Origin of the sequence: Mycobacterium sp. 050272 (assembly GCF_039023525.1) — a bacterium.
Lineage (GTDB): Bacteria > Actinomycetota > Actinomycetes > Mycobacteriales > Mycobacteriaceae > Mycobacterium.
Genome location: NZ_JBCHKV010000028.1, coordinates 28,946 through 46,440, shown reverse-complemented (window position 1 = coordinate 46,440; position 17,495 = coordinate 28,946). Strand labels below are relative to the sequence as shown.

General features: G+C 64.8%; 18 protein-coding genes, 1 tRNA gene and 3 pseudogenes. 11 read left to right on the top strand and 11 right to left on the bottom strand.

Translation table 11 applies throughout. The features are described 5' to 3' along the window. Together AAHS21_RS30055 and AAHS21_RS30050 are read right to left on the bottom strand one after the other, a co-directional pair. A pseudogene (locus AAHS21_RS30055) lies at positions 1 to 219 on the bottom strand (hypothetical protein); the annotation flags it as partial. Beyond that, entirely contained in the window at positions 216 to 524 is a 309-nt protein-coding gene (locus AAHS21_RS30050) for a transposase (RefSeq protein ID WP_342931015.1), read from the bottom strand. The pseudogene AAHS21_RS30055 and the gene AAHS21_RS30050, both read right to left, overlap by 4 nt. Between AAHS21_RS30050 and AAHS21_RS30045 the strand changes: the two are divergent. After that, positions 503 to 754, top strand: a pseudogene (locus AAHS21_RS30045) (hypothetical protein); the annotation flags it as partial. The gene AAHS21_RS30050 and the pseudogene AAHS21_RS30045 overlap by 22 nt on opposite strands. 155 nt (positions 755 to 909) lie before the next feature. Here the strand turns inward: AAHS21_RS30045 and AAHS21_RS30040 are convergent. Further along, positions 910 to 1,303 (bottom strand): annotated as a pseudogene (locus tag AAHS21_RS30040) (IS30 family transposase); the annotation flags it as partial. A gap of 534 nt (positions 1,304 to 1,837) precedes the next feature. Between AAHS21_RS30040 and AAHS21_RS30035 the strand changes: the two are divergent. The 3 genes from AAHS21_RS30035 to AAHS21_RS30025 all read left to right on the top strand — a co-directional run bounded on the left by AAHS21_RS30035 (position 1,838) and on the right by AAHS21_RS30025 (position 3,277). Beyond that, positions 1,838 to 2,233: an XRE family transcriptional regulator gene (locus AAHS21_RS30035; RefSeq protein WP_342931014.1), complete on the top strand. Its 396-nt coding sequence runs from the start codon at positions 1,838 to 1,840 to the stop codon at positions 2,231 to 2,233. Continuing rightward, positions 2,230 to 2,889 (top strand): RES family NAD+ phosphorylase, encoded by a 660-nt coding sequence (locus AAHS21_RS30030; RefSeq protein WP_342931013.1) that lies wholly within the window; start codon positions 2,230 to 2,232, stop codon positions 2,887 to 2,889. Before AAHS21_RS30035 ends, AAHS21_RS30030 begins: the two co-directional genes overlap by 4 nt. Before the next feature lie 312 nt (positions 2,890 to 3,201). Continuing rightward, positions 3,202 to 3,277: transfer RNA gene (locus AAHS21_RS30025), tRNA-Phe, on the top strand. A gap of 184 nt (positions 3,278 to 3,461) precedes the next feature. On the opposite strand, the gene AAHS21_RS30020 is transcribed toward AAHS21_RS30025, so the two are convergent. The 4 genes from AAHS21_RS30020 to AAHS21_RS30005 form a co-directional block, all read right to left on the bottom strand. Beyond that, entirely contained in the window at positions 3,462 to 4,328 is an 867-nt protein-coding gene (locus AAHS21_RS30020; protein WP_342931012.1) for an alcohol dehydrogenase catalytic domain-containing protein, read from the bottom strand. A gap of 31 nt (positions 4,329 to 4,359) precedes the next feature. After that, on the bottom strand, positions 4,360 to 5,208 hold the full coding sequence (locus AAHS21_RS30015) for an SDR family NAD(P)-dependent oxidoreductase (protein ID WP_342931011.1): 849 nt from the start codon (positions 5,206 to 5,208) through the stop codon (positions 4,360 to 4,362). Next, entirely contained in the window at positions 5,205 to 6,443 is a 1,239-nt protein-coding gene (locus AAHS21_RS30010) for a cytochrome P450 (RefSeq protein ID WP_342931010.1), read from the bottom strand. Before AAHS21_RS30010 ends, AAHS21_RS30015 begins: the two co-directional genes overlap by 4 nt. 85 nt (positions 6,444 to 6,528) lie before the next feature. Then, positions 6,529 to 7,512, bottom strand: coding sequence for a LacI family DNA-binding transcriptional regulator (locus AAHS21_RS30005; RefSeq protein ID WP_342931009.1), 984 nt, complete (start codon positions 7,510 to 7,512; stop codon positions 6,529 to 6,531). 200 nt (positions 7,513 to 7,712) lie between these two features. On the opposite strand from AAHS21_RS30005, the gene AAHS21_RS30000 reads away from it, so the two are divergent. Beyond that, positions 7,713 to 8,663, top strand: coding sequence for a C1 family peptidase (locus AAHS21_RS30000; RefSeq protein WP_342931008.1), 951 nt, complete (start codon positions 7,713 to 7,715; stop codon positions 8,661 to 8,663). Between the two features lie 4 nt (positions 8,664 to 8,667). Here AAHS21_RS30000 and AAHS21_RS29995 read toward each other — a convergent pair whose 3' ends face one another. From AAHS21_RS29995 to AAHS21_RS29985, 3 genes are read right to left on the bottom strand one after another with little or no spacing between them, the layout of a single operon-like run. After that, positions 8,668 to 9,123 (bottom strand): PPOX class F420-dependent oxidoreductase, encoded by a 456-nt coding sequence (locus AAHS21_RS29995; RefSeq protein ID WP_342931007.1) that lies wholly within the window; start codon positions 9,121 to 9,123, stop codon positions 8,668 to 8,670. A 23-nt stretch (positions 9,124 to 9,146) separates the two neighbouring features. After that, positions 9,147 to 9,296: an SDR family oxidoreductase gene (locus AAHS21_RS29990; protein WP_342931006.1), complete on the bottom strand. Its 150-nt coding sequence runs from the start codon at positions 9,294 to 9,296 to the stop codon at positions 9,147 to 9,149. A gap of 20 nt (positions 9,297 to 9,316) precedes the next feature. Continuing rightward, entirely contained in the window at positions 9,317 to 9,814 is a 498-nt protein-coding gene (locus tag AAHS21_RS29985; RefSeq protein WP_342931005.1) for a hypothetical protein, read from the bottom strand. Between the two features lie 250 nt (positions 9,815 to 10,064). Between AAHS21_RS29985 and AAHS21_RS29980 the strand changes: the two genes are divergently transcribed. Both AAHS21_RS29980 and AAHS21_RS29975 read left to right on the top strand, forming a co-directional pair. After that, positions 10,065 to 10,757, top strand: a complete 693-nt coding sequence (locus tag AAHS21_RS29980; protein ID WP_342931019.1) for a M15 family metallopeptidase — start codon at positions 10,065 to 10,067, stop codon at positions 10,755 to 10,757. A gap of 60 nt (positions 10,758 to 10,817) precedes the next feature. Then, positions 10,818 to 11,624 (top strand): methyltransferase domain-containing protein, encoded by an 807-nt coding sequence (locus AAHS21_RS29975; RefSeq protein ID WP_342931004.1) that lies wholly within the window; start codon positions 10,818 to 10,820, stop codon positions 11,622 to 11,624. Between the two features lie 2 nt (positions 11,625 to 11,626). Here AAHS21_RS29975 and AAHS21_RS29970 read toward each other — a convergent pair whose 3' ends face one another. Then, positions 11,627 to 13,165, bottom strand: coding sequence for an amidase (locus tag AAHS21_RS29970; RefSeq protein ID WP_342931018.1), 1,539 nt, complete (start codon positions 13,163 to 13,165; stop codon positions 11,627 to 11,629). Between the two features lie 354 nt (positions 13,166 to 13,519). Here AAHS21_RS29970 and AAHS21_RS29965 point away from each other — a divergent pair, with 354 nt between their 5' ends. Genes AAHS21_RS29965 through AAHS21_RS29950 form a run of 4 tightly spaced genes read left to right on the top strand, consistent with a single transcriptional unit; the run spans position 13,520 to position 17,489 of the window. Beyond that, positions 13,520 to 15,097: a methylmalonyl-CoA mutase family protein gene (locus tag AAHS21_RS29965; protein WP_342931003.1), complete on the top strand. Its 1,578-nt coding sequence runs from the start codon at positions 13,520 to 13,522 to the stop codon at positions 15,095 to 15,097. Beyond that, positions 15,098 to 15,514 (top strand): cobalamin-dependent protein, encoded by a 417-nt coding sequence (locus AAHS21_RS29960; RefSeq protein WP_342931002.1) that lies wholly within the window; start codon positions 15,098 to 15,100, stop codon positions 15,512 to 15,514. After that, positions 15,499 to 16,455, top strand: coding sequence for an LLM class F420-dependent oxidoreductase (locus AAHS21_RS29955; protein WP_342931001.1), 957 nt, complete (start codon positions 15,499 to 15,501; stop codon positions 16,453 to 16,455). Before AAHS21_RS29960 ends, AAHS21_RS29955 begins: the two co-directional genes overlap by 16 nt. Next, complete coding sequence (locus AAHS21_RS29950) at positions 16,452 to 17,489, top strand: CoA transferase (RefSeq protein WP_342931000.1); 1,038 nt, start codon at positions 16,452 to 16,454, stop codon at positions 17,487 to 17,489. The genes AAHS21_RS29955 and AAHS21_RS29950 overlap by 4 nt, the downstream gene beginning before the upstream one ends. The last annotated feature ends 6 nt before the right edge of the window (positions 17,490 to 17,495 follow it).

Here is a 17,495-nt window from a genome sequence, read left to right as displayed (position 1 = left end):
GACGCGCCGTGGGCTTCCCCGGCAACTGTTCCTTCGGCATACCTGCATCCTCGTTTCCAAGGTCAGGAGCCTCCGGGATTTCCAGGGCGTTTCATAGGCCTCGGTGACCTCGGCGTCGGTCACCGAGTTGGCCCGCCAGCGGTAGTAGGGCTGGCGGGCGAGCGTCAGTACCCGGCACGTCACCGCGACCGGGATCCCGGCGGCGGCGAGCTCGTTCACGAGCGGGTAAAGCCTTTTCCCGGCAGATTGGACTGCGACAGATACGCCGCTGCGCGGCGCAGCACTTCGTTCTCCTGCTCGAGCAGCTTGATCCGGCGTCGCGCTTCGCGCAGCTCAGCAGAGTCGGTGGTACTGGTCCCGGGCTTGGTGCCCTCGTCGACGTCAGCCTGACGCATCCACTTCGACAACGTCATCGGGTGCACCCCGAAGTCGGCGGCGATCTGCTCGATCGTCACACCGTCATCGCGGGTGCGAGCAACCCGGACGACGTCGTCACGGAACTCTCTGGGGTAGGGCTTGGGCACGGGAACATCCTTCCAGCCGGCCCCAGCGGGGCAAGCCAACTCAGATGTCACCTATCCGTGCAGCAGACCCGGATGCAACGCGTCCGGGTTCTCCACCTTACGGATCGGAGAACGTTCCGCTCGACCCGAGCCCTGACTACAATGCCAGCGACGAGATCGAATACGGCCTCAACTGGTTGCCGTGGATCCTACGGGGCGTATATCCACCCCCGGCCTACCCGCCCCAGTAAGCCGCCCGCTGTCCTGGGGGCGTGTCGATGCTCAATATGCGTTGTACGCGCGGCTCGTTGGTCGGGAATACCCATGGCGGCCAACGCGGGCACCATGGTCGCGTCTCATCTGGCTGTGACAGGGCGAGTTTTAGCGGTCGTTGCAGCACTGGTTGTCAATGAGCTTGTGCGAGTAACTTATCGAGGCGTTGGGTCGGTGTTTGCCAGTCCAGTGTTTTGCGGGGTCGGGTCTTGAGTTGGGCCGCGACGGTGGCGAGATCGCTGGCGGTGTGTACCGACAGGTCGGTGCCTTTGGGAAAGTACTGGCGCAGCAACCCGTTTGTTCTCATTCGATCCCCGCTGCCATGGTGAGTGCGGATCGCAGAAGTAGACCTGGATGTCGGTAGCGAGGCTGAATTGGCGGTGGCGGGCCATTTCCTTACCCTGATCCCAGGTCAATGAGCGCCGCAGCTGCGTCGGCAGCGTGCTAAGGGTGGTGATCAGCGCGTCCCGAACCGCGGCGGCGTTGCCGCCGTCGGGCAGATGCAGCAGCATCACGTGACGGGTTGAGCCCGCTGAGTTCAACGGCGACACGGCTTCAGAGTCGGAGGCTACCGCCCCGGATCGCGATATCTGCGCTCCCGTCAAAATTGCCCCGTCCCAGCGGCCGGCTTTTTGGCGACATCGCCGCGGAGCACACCTGCTACGGGGAGGGCAGCGACCACATCAAGCAACCCTGTGAAGCCGGTAAACCGTCTCGTGACAAATTCGGTGGGTTGGCCACGGATTTGGACACGGAACACGGTGGAACCGATGCGAACGAGCGGGACGAGGTGAGCCAGGTCAGGACGCTTGAACGCCGCTGACCTGCAGCTATGAGACCGAGCATATGGGGAAGACCGCGACGGGTTAGCTCATAACTTAGAGGTCGAATCGTGGCCAGTGAGAGGCGTCGTTGGTGGCATTTTTGCGCGAACATGCTGATTCAACGGCTCCAACCGCGAACCGTAGGCCAGGCCTGGTGGGCTATCAGGTGTAGCTTCAGGGTGTGTTCTCAGGCGCTTATGTGGTAGCGTCTCAGGTAGATCAACGTGGAGGTGCGATATGCCGGTCTTGACCGTCTCTGCGGCGCAGCGGCTCGATGATGAGGCGGCGACGCTTTCGATCCGCGAGATCGCCGCGTATCTGCAAGAGGCCGTCGGCCAGCGCGTCGCGGCGGCGATGGCGGGCTTGGCCGACGCCAAGCAAATCGGCCGCTACGCGCGCAAGGGCGGCCCGGAACCTCACGGCGCGACCGAACGCCGGTTACGTGAGGGCTACAAGGTCGTCAGGATGCTCGTCGATGCCTACGACGACAAGACGGCGCGGGCGTGGCTGTTTGGCACCAACACGCGCTTGGACGATCGCGCGCCGATCGAGGTGCTCGGTGCGGCGATCGACACCGCGCAGTTCGCGATGGTCGTACGGGCCGCACGGCAGGTCGCCTGCTTCCAGTCGTGATCGCGGCGCCCGAGCAGGGGCGAACCCTGTGGCGGGTCGGCTATTACGCTGATCCGCTCGGCTTCACTCCGCTGGAGCTATACCAGTTCAGTCACCGTTTCGACGACATCTACCGCCGGTTCCGCACGCTTTATTGCGCTGACTTCGCCGAAACGTGTCTCCGCGAGGTGCTAGCCGACTTCCGGCCGAACCTCGGCGCGCTGCGCCGCCATGTCGAGCGTTACGGACCCGAGGCCGCCCAGGACTTCACTGAGAAGCCGGTCACTGCGCAGTGGCGCAGACAGCACGCCCTCGTTCCCACAGTCCTGAAGCTCGATGGCCCCTTGATCGATCTCACCGACGTGCCCACACGCCAGGAGACCGAGGATCGCCACGTCGAACTGCTGCTCGAGCACGACCTGCAGCACCTCGATCTGCACGAGATCACCACCAGTCGCCGCGCCATCACGCAGACGATCGCCGCGGACCTTTTTGACCGAGGCGCCGGCGCCGTCCGGTTCCCGTCCCGCCTGGACGGCAACGCTTGCGTCGCACTCTTCGAGGGGCGCGGCACCGCGAGCTTGTCGGGAGACCCCATCGCGCTCACCGACCCGCCGCCCGAACCGCTCCTCAACGTCACCACGCCGTGGGGCATAGTGCTTGAGCCAGCGCCGTGAAACTGCTCGAGATTTGGGATGCGCGCGGTGGTGCCCATCGGACCACACGCAAGCAAATTGGACTGCATCCAGCCTGTCAGTTGCGGTCGATCGTTCAGTTGGCGTCTCTATGAGATCCGCCGGGACTGCCGCGCTCTGTTCGGTAAGCGAAAACCATCGCACTAAGACTTCGCCCAAGTCCGCTTCTACCGACCAAGTAACCCGATCGGCTTGCCATGCAGATTGGGTTATCTCATGGGGCCAACATGGGGCCAACGAGCCAGACCGACTGATCCAACACGTCCGAATGCCGGTTGCGCGTCTGGTCTGACCGGCTGAAACACATTGGTGTAAGCCAGAACTCCGCCTGAAAAGCGGAAGGTCGCCGGTTCGATCCCGGCCCTGGCCACAACTGTTGAACGTACTGGCCGGTCGAGTTCGGCCGCGAAGAATCCCGAGCCGCCTTCAAACTGCATGTGCCGTAAGCATTTCGGCATTCCCTTACCGGAGGCGCGATGGCTCACTCGGTTTCGGCGACCAGGCGTCCTCGGCTGTCACCAGTCTTGAGTCGTTCGATGGCTTCGGGGATGTCATCAAACCCGATGGTCTCGGTATGGATGGACAGCTGGCCGGCGGCCATCAGGCCCAGAACGGCTTCCAGGTCGCCGGGGTGCCCACCGCGCGCCGCGCAGGGCCACTTCTTTGTAGACGAGTTCGGTGGTTGGGATGGTCGCTTCGTCGACCCCGAGGCCGACCTGGATGACCCGTCCTTCTGGTCGGACCGCGCTGATGGCACCGGCGGTGGTGGTCCCGAATCCGGCGAAGTCGACGATGACGTCCAGTTGCAGGGACGCCAGGTCGCGAACGTCCTCGAAGACTGCGGTGACGCCGTTTTGCGTCGCCAGTTCCCAGACCTCGCGTTTGGGTTCGGCGGCGAAGACCTCAGCCCCGGCCACCACCGCGATGCGCGCACCGGTGAGGCCTAAACCGCCCAGACCGACGATCCCCACGCGTTCCCCGGCTTGTAGTGCGCCGACTCCCATGACGGCTCCGTAGGCGGTTTGGCCCGCGTCGGTGGCGGTCGCTGCTTGGGCGAAGCTGATCTGATCGGCCAGTTTGAGGACGCCCTTGGCCGAGGCCAGGCACTTATCGGCGAATCCGCCGTCGGCCGACCAGCCGGGTGCGCCGTGTTCGCTCAATTCGATGACGACGCGGTCGCCGACGGCCAGATCCTCAACTTCGGGGCCCAGTTCGGCGATGACGCCGGACACTTCGTGGCCGGGGATGATCGGCAGCTTGGGGAGCAACGGGGTCAGAGTGCCGTCGAGGAATCCGACGTCGCTGTGGCACAACCCTGCGGCGCGGACGTCAACAACGACTTGACCCAGGCCGGGCTGGGGGTCGTCGCATTCCACGCGCTGCAACGGACGGTTGGCTGCGATCAGGTGCCAGGCTTTCATAGGTAATTGCTCCTCGGTGGGTGGCGGGGGATCAGCGAATGGGGTTGCGGTCGATCCCGGTGAGTTGGTCGCTGACGCGGCACAACTGGGCGCCCAGCGCCGCGTCGCGGGCCAGCTTTGAGGGTTGCTTGACGCGATTTCGGTTGAAGTAGGCGCCGGTGACGTTGTCGAGCCGTGGTTCGACGGCGACGTGGGTGATGCGGGCGCCCCCTTGGGCGGGAGTCAGCATCGCGACTCGTTTAACCGCTGCGACCAGCGGGCGCGCCAAAGCCGGTGTGCTGTCCCAGATGTCGGTGGCCACCATGCCCGGGTGCAGAGCATTCGCGGTGACCCCCTTGCCGTCCAGCTCGGCGGCCAGGGCGCGCATGTAGAGGACGTTGGCCAGTTTGGATCGGTAGTAAGCCTTGAAGCCGTCGTAGTGATGTGCGAAATGCAGGTCGTCGAAATCGATGGACCCGTGTGAGTGCCCGGACGAGGCGGTGATGACGACGCGGGCCGGGGCACTGTGTATCAGCAACGATTTGAGACGTTCGGTCAGCAGATAACCCGCCAGGTGGTTCACGCCGAAGGTGGCCTCGTAGCCGTCCTGTGTCAGGGTGCGGTGCCCGAACAGCCCGCCGGCGTTGTTGATCAAGACGTCGAGTCGGTCGCAGCTGTCGAGGACGACACGTGCCGCCGCATCGACCGCACGCAGTGATTGGAAGTCGGCGACAACGGTGTCGACGTGAACTGCGCCGGCGGCACGGACTCGTGCGGCCGCGGTGGCGAGCTTGGCTTCGCTGCGGGCTATCAGCACCAGGCGATGGCCCTGCGCACCGAGTTGCTCGGCGCTGTGCAAGCCGATACCAGCCGTCGCGCCGGTGATCACGATCGTCTTCACGCGTGCGCGCCTTGCCCGATGGCGTGTTTCGCCGGATAGGTGTGGGCGGGAAGGGTGTCCCAGCCTCGACCCGTCGATGTCGTCGAGAACTGGGCGTTGGTCACGTCGACATCCCATTCGGGGAATCGCTTGAGGATTTCCTCGAGGGCAATCCGGCCTTCCAGTCGCGCCAACGCCGACCCTAGGCAGTAGTGCGCGCCGACGCCGAAGACCGCATGCTGATGCACCGGGCGGTGAATGTCGAACACGTCACCGTTGGGCGGATGCTGACGATGGTCGCGGGTCGCGGCGGCCAGCAGCAACAGCATGATGCTCCCTTCGGGCACGGTCTGTCCGTGCAACCCGACCTCGCGGGTGACGTAGCGAGCGACATGCGGAGCCGGGGTCTCGAACCGCAGCAATTCCTCTATCGCCTGCGGGATCAGCTCCGGGCGTTCGACGAGTTCGCGACGTTGGTCGGGGTGGTCGGCGAGCACCTTGCCAATCCACCCGATCAGTCGCACGGTGGTTTCGTTACCCGCGCCGGCGACGACGTTGACGTAGTTGAGGATCTCTTCCCGGGTCAGGCGGCGCGTGGTGCCGGTTTCGTCGACGAACTCCGCGTTGAGCAGCTCCGTCATGATGTCGTCAGCGGGATGCTGGGCGCGCCAGTCGAGGTACTCGCCGAACATCTCGCCCAGCACCAGCCCCTCCGACGCCGCCCTGATCGGCTTACCGTCGTCGGTGCGCATCTGGGCGTTGGAGTGATCGCGAATCGCTTCCCGGTCGGCCTCGGGGATACCGACCAGCATGCTGATTGTCTTCATTGGCATCTGCGCGCCGAGATCCTGGACGAAGTCGAAGCGCCCGGTCCCGACCAGCGGATCGAGGCTCTCGGCGCAGAACTTCCGGATCTGTGGCTCCAGCGCCAGAACTTTGCGGGGCGTGAACATCCGCGACAACAGCTTGCGATGCACGTCGTGCAGCGGCGGATCCTCGAAGATCAAGACACCGGGCGGGATAGTGATGTCGGCCTTGATCAACTCGACGATCGCGGTTCGCGCGGAACTGTAGGTCTCGTGATCGACCAGTGCAGCGGCGACGTCGCTGAAGCGACTCAGTGCATAAAAGTCATGTTCGGCGTTGTAGTACAGCGGCGCCTCCTCACGCAGTCGCGCGAACATCGCATAAGGGTCGGTGTTCAGTGCCGCGTCGTAGGGGTCGTAGTACGCCTGAGTCGGATTGCTGACAGTCAAGGGACCGTCCTTTCGTACGAGGTTGCTTACACGATTAAGCTAGTTACACGATTAAGTCAACCCTGGAGACATGGCGACACCGGGGTTAGGTGGATTCGCGTTGGATCAGGGCGACGAATTCGGTCGCACCGGCAGCGGGACTGTCGTCGACATCGAAATCGACGTCTAACCCGAGTTGCGTCATCAGGGCCGTGACGGCCTGTCTGGCGATCGCCTCGATATTGAACGACACCGACGTGAGAAGCGGGTCGCTGACGTAGCCGAGTTCTCCCGCATCGGCGCCGATCACCGCCACGTCGCCAGGGCACCGCAAGCCCAATTTGTGGATGCCCCGTAGGACCATCAGCGCGGTCAGATCCGTTTGCGCACAGACCGCTGTGATACCCGACTGTTTCCAGTCGTCCACGACGGCGGCGGCGCTGCCCCCGGTCGTCGGTACTGTTGCCGCCGCCACGTCGGGCAGACCAGCCTGCGATGCGGCGGCGCGAAGCCCGCTCAGCCAGTAGTCGCCTTGCGCCCGTAGTTTCTCGTCGCCCGAGTAGGCGAACGCCAGTTGGCGATGTCCGCGGCTGACCAGATGGTTGACCCAGACCCGGCCGAGGCTGTCGTTGAGCGATTCCAATGTCTGCAGGTTCGCGCTACCCAGATAGACCTGCGGCAGTCCAGCGGCTTCCACGGCGTCACGTACCCGACCGCTGAGCGGGAACACGCTGGTCACCGCCATCGGCCGCAAATTGTGGATCGCATCGATGACGTCTTGCGCATCAGTGGTCTCCACCTGCAATGACAGCACCAGCCCACGTTGCGACAACGCGGATGTCAGCCGGCTGGCCACCTCGATGAGCACCTCGCCCAGAGGCATGCGCGGCACCACGTAGAGCACCAGTCCGCTGCCGCCGGTGCGCAGGTGGCGGGCCACCAGGTTGGGCCGGTAACCCAGGTCCTTCGCCGCACCCAGGACGGCTGCCTTAGTTTGCGCCGAGATCGACTGGCCGGGAGCACCATTGAGCACATAGCTGACGGTTGCCGTAGACACCCCTGCGCGGCGCGCGACGTCGGCACTAGTCACCGGCCTGCGTGCGCCCGTGTTTCGCACCGCTACCTCCCTAACCGCATCGCGCACCATCATGGCAGCTGGTGGTACCCCGGCGTGGTGTGCACCGCCCGCCTCGAGTAAGCGGGTTCTGTCACGCCGGGCGAGCACGGGCCGGCGCAATTAGGTTATGAGGCGTCGTCGGCAAACTCCGCCGCCTTGACCCAGGAGTACGCGTGAATCCAAGGATCAGCAGGCGTTCGGTGCTGAGCTTGTCGGCGGCCGGCGCCTTAGCCGTGGCATTGTCCTCGTGCAGCGGGCACGAGCAAGCCGCCGATCAAATCGAGAACCAGAGCGAAGAACCGGCCGATCTCACCTCCTATGGCTACGATCCGGATTCCGCAGAACCCGGGAAAACGGAAAAGCCCGCGCACCGGGGCGAAGTGCCGCCGGCCGCGCATGTCCCGGACGAGTGGCTGCCGCCGGTGGGGCGGCAAACCATGCCGAATTGCTTCGTGTGGGCTTCCGTATACGGCCTCGCGACGTTCTATGCGGCCCGCAAAAGCCGCATCCCACCAACCAGTCCCGACCATCTGGCCGGACCCGACTACGCCTACATTCGATACGAAATCGCGAATAAAACGCCCGAAAACACTTGTCACGGTGGCCAAATCACGAAGTGCCTGGAATGGCTTCAATCCAACGGCGGCACGCCGTCCCTGGCTGCCGCCCCGAACCGCAAGCCGGGGTCCAAGGCGACGTGCGGAGTGGAATGGTCGCAGTACGGCTCGCAGCCAATCCCGCCGGATCCCCGCTTCCGCATCCCCGAGTACAAGTTGACGCACATCACCGGGGCGGACGGATTGAACAATGTCCGTACGGTCATCGCGTCCGGCGTGCCGATCGCCTTCGGCACCTCGCTCTACACGGACTTTCCGCACTACCGCGGCCAGCCGTCGCCGTATGTCGGGAATGGAAACGTGAGTCACGACCGCGACGGCAAAAAATCCGGTCATGTGATGCTCATCGTCGGCTACGACGACGCATACCCGAATACCACCGGCGCGGTCCGGATTCAGAACAGCTGGGGAAGACGGTGGGGCCAAAAGGGATTCGTCTGGATGGCCTACGACACCCTGGAAAAATTGGCCCAGGGACAAGGCGTGTACGTACCCGAGTCGGCTTGAGCGCCTACTTCGGCGGGAAACCGCCGGTGGCCACCGGACCCCAGCGGCGCGGCGTGACGCGGATCAGACACTTGCCCTGATCGACCATGGCGCGGCGGTAGTCGTCCCAGTCCGGGTGTTCTCCTGCGATCACCCGGAAGTAGTCGACGAGCAACTCCACTGCGTCGGGTAAGTCGATGACTTCGGCGTCCCCATCGACTTGCACGTAGGGTCCGTTGAAGTCGTCGGAGAGGACGAGCACGCTCGCCGACGGGGTGCGGCGGATGTTCACACTTTTGGCGCGCTGCGGATAGCTGGCGACCACGATGCGGCCCTGCTCGTCCACGCCACCGGTCACCGGAGAGGTGTGCAACGACCCGTCCGAACGGAAGGTGGTCAGCAGCATCTTGTGTCGCGCCCGGATGAACTCGAGAAGATCGGCGAGACTGACCACATCCGCGGTCGCCACTTTGGGAGCCATGAACTCCAGGCTAGCGACCGCGCTTACTTGAGCATGCTCCCGGCGTCGACGGTCACGGGAAGAGCTGTGATGTAACGGGATTCATCGGAGGCCAGGAACAGCACGGCGTTGCTGATATCCACAGGTTCCACATTCGTGCCGCCCGGGCTCACCGAGCTGCACATCGAGTTCACCGCGGCGGACTAAAAGGCCGCTAGATCGGCGTGACTATTTCCGAGGTGTAGAAGTCAATCGGTGTCTGCGAGTGCGGCGAAGGGCGGTCAACGAAAACCCATACGCCGGTGGAATTCGCGGCGAGCGGGGCTTCCAGTGTCGTCGTGCCCGCCCCGCTGCCGTCGGTGTCCAGGCCGCCGGCGCTGACTCCGACGTCGCCGGCTCCGCAACCTGCCGAAGTCCGGGGCGACTGAATCAACCTGACGTTGTAATGGGCTCCTGGCTCGGCGGCAATCAGTTGCACCTGCGCGACGACCTTGTTGGACGCCGCTCTGCTGATGACGGCCTGGCCGCTGCCCTTGCCCATCGTGGGCACATTAACCGCCCAGGTGAAGTCGCACGCCCGGAATTTCGGGGTCAGCGGGACGAAGGAGCCACCCGAACTGGAGTCCGCGGTCGCAACTCCCGTTGCGCCCCAGAATGTCGCGGACGCAAGCATATTGGCGCCAACGCACAACAGCGCGATACTTCTTCGCATTGACTTCCTGACGCTTAATTTTTGCCAAAGATATAGCTCAGAACGTATCAAGATTAGTGAACGACGGCGCCTATAATTATCAGACAGTTAGGCAAATCACATGCGGCGATGGCTGCAATCCACCTCACACTGTCGATGAGCGCAAGCTTTTTGTTGATGATTTCCCCTTCGCATTAATCTTCGGCGTTTTTCCACCGTCGTCCTACCGGGTTAATCGACCACCAGCCGCGACAATGGCTGGATGCGATGTATGCGCCTGGTCCTGTCGGTTGCGACAGCCGTCGGCCTGGTCGCCCTGTTCGGAGCCGTAACCGCACACGCGAGTCCCGACGTGCCACCCGTCAGCGACGCGGCGCGCGCGGCCGGTTTCGTCGACATTCGCACCGTCGTTCCCGACGCGATCATCGATCTGCGCTACGCGACGACCAACAATTTCACCGGCACGCAGTTGTATCCCTCCGACGCCCGATGTCTGGTGCATCAATCCATGTCTGCGGGCCTCGCGACCGCCGCGTCGGCACTACGCCCCCAAGGGCATCTACTGGTGTTCTGGGATTGCTACCGTCCGCACGACGTCCAGGTCCGGATGTTCAACGTGGTTCCCAACCCGGCCTGGGTGGCACGGCCGGGCCCGTATGCGCACAGCCATGAGTCGGGACGTTCGGTGGACGTGACATTCACCAGCGTGCAACCACAGTGCCCACCGGAACGTCACGCCGGCGGGCTGTGCCTGGCCGACATGGGCACCGACTTCGACGACTTCACTCCGCGCGCAACGGCATTCGCCACTCAGGGAGTCAGCGCGGACGCCCAGGCGAATCGGGCCCGGTTGCGCGACGCGATGAAGTACGGCGGATTGTCCCCGTACTCGGGTGAGTGGTGGCACTTCGACGGTCCCGGGGCCGGCGTCGACCGCCCGATTCTCGATGTCCCGGTCGACTAGTCGTCTCATATAGTGAGATACATGTTTCACAATATGGCCGAAGGTCGTTAGGCTTGCGCGATGAACGACCGGGCCACTTACACGCACGGACATCACGAGTCGGTGCTGCGTAGTCATCAGCGGCGCACGGCGCAGGATTCCGCCGGCTACTTGCTGGCGTACCTCAAGCCCGGGCAGTCGTTGCTCGACGTGGGCTGCGGCCCCGGCACGATCACCGCCGACCTCGCCGACCTCGTGGCGCCCGGATTGGTCACGGCCATCGACCAATTCGCCGACGTCCTCGACGTGGCCCGCGCGGAGGCGCAGCGACACAACCTGTCCAACGTCTCGTTCGCGACCGCCGACGTCGAGCAGCTCGACATCGCCGACGGCACGTTCGATGTCGTGCACGCGCACCAGGTGCTGCAGCACGTCGCCGATCCGGTACGGGCGTTACGTGAGATGCGCCGGGTATGTGCGCCCGAGGGCATAGTCGCGGCGCGAGATGCCGACTACGCGGGGTTCATCTGGTATCCACGCCTTGCCGCATTGGACTTTTGGCGTGATATCTACCAGCAGGCCGCGCGGGCCAACGGCGGTGAGCCCGACGCGGGCCGGCGGCTGCTGTCCTGGGCGCTGGAAGCTGGCTTCGACGACGTCACGCCTACGGGTAGCCTCTGGTGCTATGCCACGGCCGAGGCCCGCCAATGGTGGGGCGGCATGTGGGCCGACCGTATCCTGCACTCTGGCATCGCCAGTGACATACTGCGGTTCGGCCTGGCCACCACCGCGCAGCTCGAGGAGATCTCGGCGGCATGGCGGCAGTGGGCTGCCGCCGAAGACGGTTGGCTGGCGATCCCGCACGGCGAAATCATCTGCCGCGCATGAATTTATGACCTCAATGCCGGTGCCACCGGAAAGCCGCCGCCCAGTGATTCGAACGCGTCGGCGAGCCTGAGCACGGTGGCGTCGTCAAAGTGCTTGCCCACCAGCATCATTCCTACCGGCAGCCCGTCGACCAGGCCGGCCGGCACCGAGATCGCCGGATGGCCGGTGATATCCATCGGCCCGGTGTTGAAGGCTTTACCCATGGCCCGTGGGATCAGGGCGACGTCTCGCGGACTGCCTTGGGGCAGCACATTGGCGAGACCCGGCACGGTGGGCATCGCCAGCACATCGTAACGCGCCAGCGCCTCGTCGTAGGCCGCACTGACCCGCGGTATCAGATTGCGCGCTTTGGCATACGACGCTCCACCCAGCGTGTGCAGCCCGTAGTGGCCGGTCAGCGCGGCGACCTTGACCGCGCCGGAGAGTTCATCGGCCTTGGCAACTCGCTGTGTGGCGAAGTGCGCCATGAGTTCTGGGTCGTAGTATCCCTTCACGCCGGACCCGTACCCGTTGCCGTCCAACATCTGCGTGGTGCCACCGTCGGTGAGGATGACGGCAAGAATATGCAGGGCGCTGAGGTGCCAGGGCACACTGACTTCGCCAATATTGCAGCCCATTTCGCCGAATCGCCGGATTGCCGATCGGACCACGTCGTCTACCGCCGGCGGCGAACCGGGCCATCCGAATCCTTCCAGCAGGATGCCCACCCGCAAACCGGTCACCTCGCCGCTGAGCGCGGCCCGATAGTCGACCGCCGCCGGGTTCGTGGACTGGCGCGGGTCGTTTCCGTCGGCTCCGGCCAGCACCGTGAGCATGACCGCAGCGTCGGCGACGGTGCGTGTCATGGGGCCGAGGTGATCGACGGTTCGCTCAATCGGGAAGGCGCCGGTGTAGGGGACCAATCCGTGCGTCGGCTTGTGCCCGACGATGCCGCACAGTGCAGCGGGGATCCGGATGGAGCCGCCCTGATCGCCCCCAATGGCGAGGTCGACCTGGCCGCTGGCCACCAATGCTGCACTGCCGCTGGACGATCCGCCCGTCTCTCGATCGATATCCCAGGGATTGCGCACCGGCCCGGAGGCCGATGTGAAGCTGGAGCCCGAACAGCACAGGTCCTCGCAGACGCTCTTACCCGCGATCGTGGCGCCGGCGGCCAGCAGCCGCTCGACCACCGTCGCGTCGCGCCCGGGGAGATAGCCCTCCAGCGCCCGCGATCCGTTCATCATCGGAATCCCGGCAACCGCGATGTTGTCCTTGATCGCTACCGACCGTCCCGACAGCGGGCCGTGCGCGCCGGAAGTGATCTTGGTGGTCACGTACCAGGCGCCCAGTGGGTTATCGGCCGGCTGCGGGAAGTCGTATGCGCGTTCTGGCACTTGCGGACGTGCGAATTCGTCGTAGAGCGCGTCGACCACGTCGTAAGAGGCCAACGTCTGCTCAACGGCTGCGAGGTAGCCCGGTCGTTCCTCGGCGTTCAGGTGAAAGCCGAAATGCTGTGCAGCAGCGTCGATATCGGCTGCCGATGGCCGGGAAACCGTCATTTCGACCTCGTCGGGGTAGTCGGCGGTCGGTGCGCCCAGCAGCTTAGTTGTTAATCGAGGAACGGGTCGGGTATCGGCTGCTCGCCGCCGCCATGCCAGACAGGTCGGTGACACCGGCGGATTGCAGGACGTCGGAATTGAGTAGCAATTGCCGGTGGCTTGGGCAGCGGGCCGGGAGACGATCTCGACGGCGGCGTCGGCCATGATCTCGGCGCTGCGCGACGACCCGGCCAACTTGTCGCCGTCGGCCATGTTGCCACTGCCGCGATGGTGAATGTGCAGCCCAGTTACGTATTTGACCTGGTCAACACGCGGTATTGGCATTCTCTTTTTTTGCAAGTACGTTATTCATCGATGGATAATACGGCCCACACTCCCTCTGGCATCCCGCTGCGGCCCGTATACGGGCCGGCGGATAGGGGCGCGGAGCCTCCGGCGCCCGGAGAGTTCCCCTTCACCCGGGGCAACTTCGCGTCCGGCTATCGCGGCAAGTTGTGGACTTTCCGCCAGTACTCCGGCTTCGGCACCGCCGAGGAATCCAACCGTCGATACCGCTACCTGCTGGAACAAGACGGGACCGGGCTGTCGGTGGCGCTCGACCTGCCCACGCAATGCGGGTACGACTCCGACGACCCCGAGTTCGGTGAGGAGGTCGGCCGGGTCGGCGTCGCGGTCGACACCCTGGCCGACTTCGAGATTTTGTTCGACGGCATCCCGCTGGACACGCTCAGCACGAGCATGACGATCAACGGGACGGCGGCGATCCTGCTGGCCTTCTACGTCGCTGCCGCCGAGAAGAAAGGGATTCCGCGGGCGAAGCTCACCGGCACCATCCAGAACGACATCCTCAAGGAATACGCCTCGCGCGGAACCTGGATCTGGCCGCCGGAACCGTCGCTGCGGCTGATCGCCGACACCATCGAGTTCTGCGCGGCCGAGGTTCCGCGGTTCAACGCCATTTCGGTGGCCGGAGCGCACTTTCGCGATGCCGGCGCCAACGCGGTGCAGGAGATGGCCTTCACCCTCGCCGACGGGGTCACCTACTGCGACACCGTGGTGCAGCGCGGCCGGATGACGATCGACCAGTTCGCCCCACAGATCTCGTTTTTCTTCTACACCCACGGTGATTTCTTCGAAGAGATCGCCAAATACCGTGCGGGACGGCGCCGTTGGGCGACCATCGTGCGCGAGCGTTACGGAGCTACGACGGCCAAGGCGGCGATGTTCCGTTTCGGTTGCGTCTGTGGTGGCGCATCGCTATACGCGCCGCAGGCCCACAACAACATCGTCCGGGTGGCCTACGAGGCGATGGCCGCGGTGCTGGGCGGGGTCCAGTCGATGTTCACCGCGGCCTGGGACGAGCCGTTCGCCCTACCCACCGAGGAGACCACGACGCTGGCGCTGCGCACCCAGCAAATCCTGGCGCACGAAACCGGCGTCGCCAGCGTCGCCGACCCGCTGGGCGGCTCGTATTTCGTGGAGGCGCTGACCGACGCCACCGAGCAACGCATCATCGAGATCATGTCCGACCTCGAGCGGCACGGCGGCATGGTCCATGCCATCGAGGACGGGTACCTGCAGGGCCTGATCGCTGACGAAGCCTTCAACTTGCATCGCGACGTCGAAGCCGGTACGCGACCGGTCGTCGGGGTCAACCGGTTCGTGACCGAGGAGCCCGAACACGATGTCGTCACCTACGAGCTCGACGCCGAGGGGCGTGATTTGCAGCTCAAGCGGCTGTCCAAGATCAAGGCCGAAAGAGACTCGGCCGCAGTGCAATCCAGTCTTGCAGCCTTGTCGCGTGCCGCCGAGGGAGACGACAACCTGATGCACAAGTTGATCGACTGTGCCAACGCCTACTGCACGGTCGGGGAAATGGTTTCCGCACTCAAGGCGGTCTGGGGCGAATTCCAGCAACCGGTGGTGTTCTGAATGGCGGTAAGAATCCTGGTCGCGAAACCGGGCCTCGACGGACACGACCGTGGCGCCAAAATCGTCGCCCGTACCCTGCGCGATGCCGGATTCGAGGTCATCTACACCGGCATTCGGCAGCGCATCGAAGACATCGCGTCGATCGCGGTCCAGGAGGACGTCGCCGTCGTCGGGCTGAGCATCTTGTCGGGTGCACACCTGGCACTCACCGCCCGAACCGTCGAAGCGTTGCGCGCCGCCGATGCCGCTGACATCGCCGTCGTCGTCGGGGGAACCATCCCGCACGCCGACGTGCCCAAGCTGCTCTCCGCAGGCGCCGCCGCCGTATTCCCCACCGGCACACCGCTCGACAACCTGGTACGCGAAATCCGCTCACTGACCGGCACTGCCACGGAGGAAACATGCGCGTCGGAGTGATGATCGGCGCCGAGCGTGGCGATATGACCCGCAAGGTGGACAAGCTGGTCTCGGATATCGAATGGGCCGAATCCGCGGGTCTGGACACCGCGTGGATGCCGCAGGTGCCCAACGACTTCGACTGCCTGACCATGGTGTCGTTGATGGCCGCGCACAGCTCACGCATCGAGCTGGGTACCGCGGTGGTACCGCTGCAGGCTCAGCATCCGATTGCGCTTGCTCGCCAGGCACTTTCGACGCATGCGGTGGCCGGCGGGCGCCTGGCGCTGGGGGTGGGACCGTCGCATCACTGGATCATCCGCGATATGCTCGGCTTGCCCTACGAGAAGCCGGCCGCCTACACCCGCGACTACCTGCAGGTGCTCAACGCCGCTATCGCCGGGCCGGGATCGGTTGACGTCGAGAATGACTCGTTCACCGTGCACAACCCGATGGCGATTGGAGCCGATACCCCGATGCCGGTCCTGGTCGCCGCGCTGGGGCCGGTGATGCTGCAGATCGCCGGCGAACTCGCCGACGGCACCGTGCTGTGGATGGCCGATGAGCGCGCGATCGGTGATCACATCGCACCGAAGATCACCAAGGCCGCTGCGGACGCCGGTCGTCCGGCGCCCCGGATCATCGCGGGTATCCCGGTATGCCTGTGTGCGCCTTCACGCGTCGACGAGGCCAAAGAGCGGGCCAACCGGATCCTGGGCGAGGCCGAGGTTTCGCCCAACTACCAGCGCCTGCTCGATCGCGGCGACGCGCGCGATGTCGGCGATTTGTGTGCGGCCGGCGACGAGGAAGCGATCCTCGCCCGGATGCGGCGGTTCGCCGACGCCGGCGTAACCGACCTGTCGGTGCGGCTGTTGCCCATTGGCGACAACCGCGACGAGTTGGTCGCCTCCAAGCGCCGCACCCGCGAAGTGATCGCATCACTCGCAGCGGAATTGCGTTGACCGACAACAATACCGGGCCACTGGCGGGGATACGCATCCTCGAAGTCGGCACCATGCTGGCGGGTCCGTACGCCACCATGCTGCTCGCCGATCTCGGTGCCGAGGTCATCAAGATCGAGCCCGCCGGCGGCGAGATCTCCCGCAGCGTCGGCGCCACCTACTTCGCCAGCCTCAATCGCAACAAGTCCAGCATCACGCTGGACCTGAATTCCGATGCAGGACAGCAACGCCTGGGTGAACTGGTCGGTCAAGCGCATGCGTTGCTGGTGAACCTGAAGCCCTCTGCCATCCGTCGGCTCGGGCTCACCTACGACGCGCTGCGACGGCACAACGAGCGGATCGTCTGCGTCGCGATCACTGGCTTCGGCCTGTACGGCGGCGACGACCCGGCTTTCGACTACGTGGTGCAGGCCGGCGTCGGCACCGCCGCGTTGACGGGCGACCCGGATGGCCCGCCGACGCTGCCCGGCTACTCCTCGGCCGACAACTCCACCGGAATGACCGCGGCACTGGGACTTTTGGCCAAGATCATCTCCGGAACCGGTGGGCAGGTTGATGTGTCGCTGCGCGACGTGATGCTGTCGCAACTGAACTATCACGCGTCGGCCTACCTCAACAGTGGCGTCGAACCGCAGCGCCGACCGTACGGAGCCCACTCGTATTACGTTCCGGCGCAACTGTTCCCGACCGCCGAGGGGTATCTGGCGCTGTTCATCACGCACGACGGCTTCTGGAAGTCGTTTGCCGCGGAAGCGGGCATCGGGGGGTTCGAAACGATGGCCGAGCGAGTCGCTCGCCGTGACGAAGTGCTGGCGGTGGTCACGGCGATGCTGGCAACCGACAGCGCCGCCGGATGGGAACGACGACTGCGCCCGCTGGGTGTTCCGGCGGCGGCCGTGCGGACCCTGCCCGAAGCGCTCGAGGCGACGCCGGAAGTGATTGTGACGGCAGGGGATTTCCGCCTCATCGGCAGCCCGATCCATGTCTCCGGGTACCAGCCCGACTATCGGCCGCCTCCGGAGCTGCCGGAGTGAGCGCAG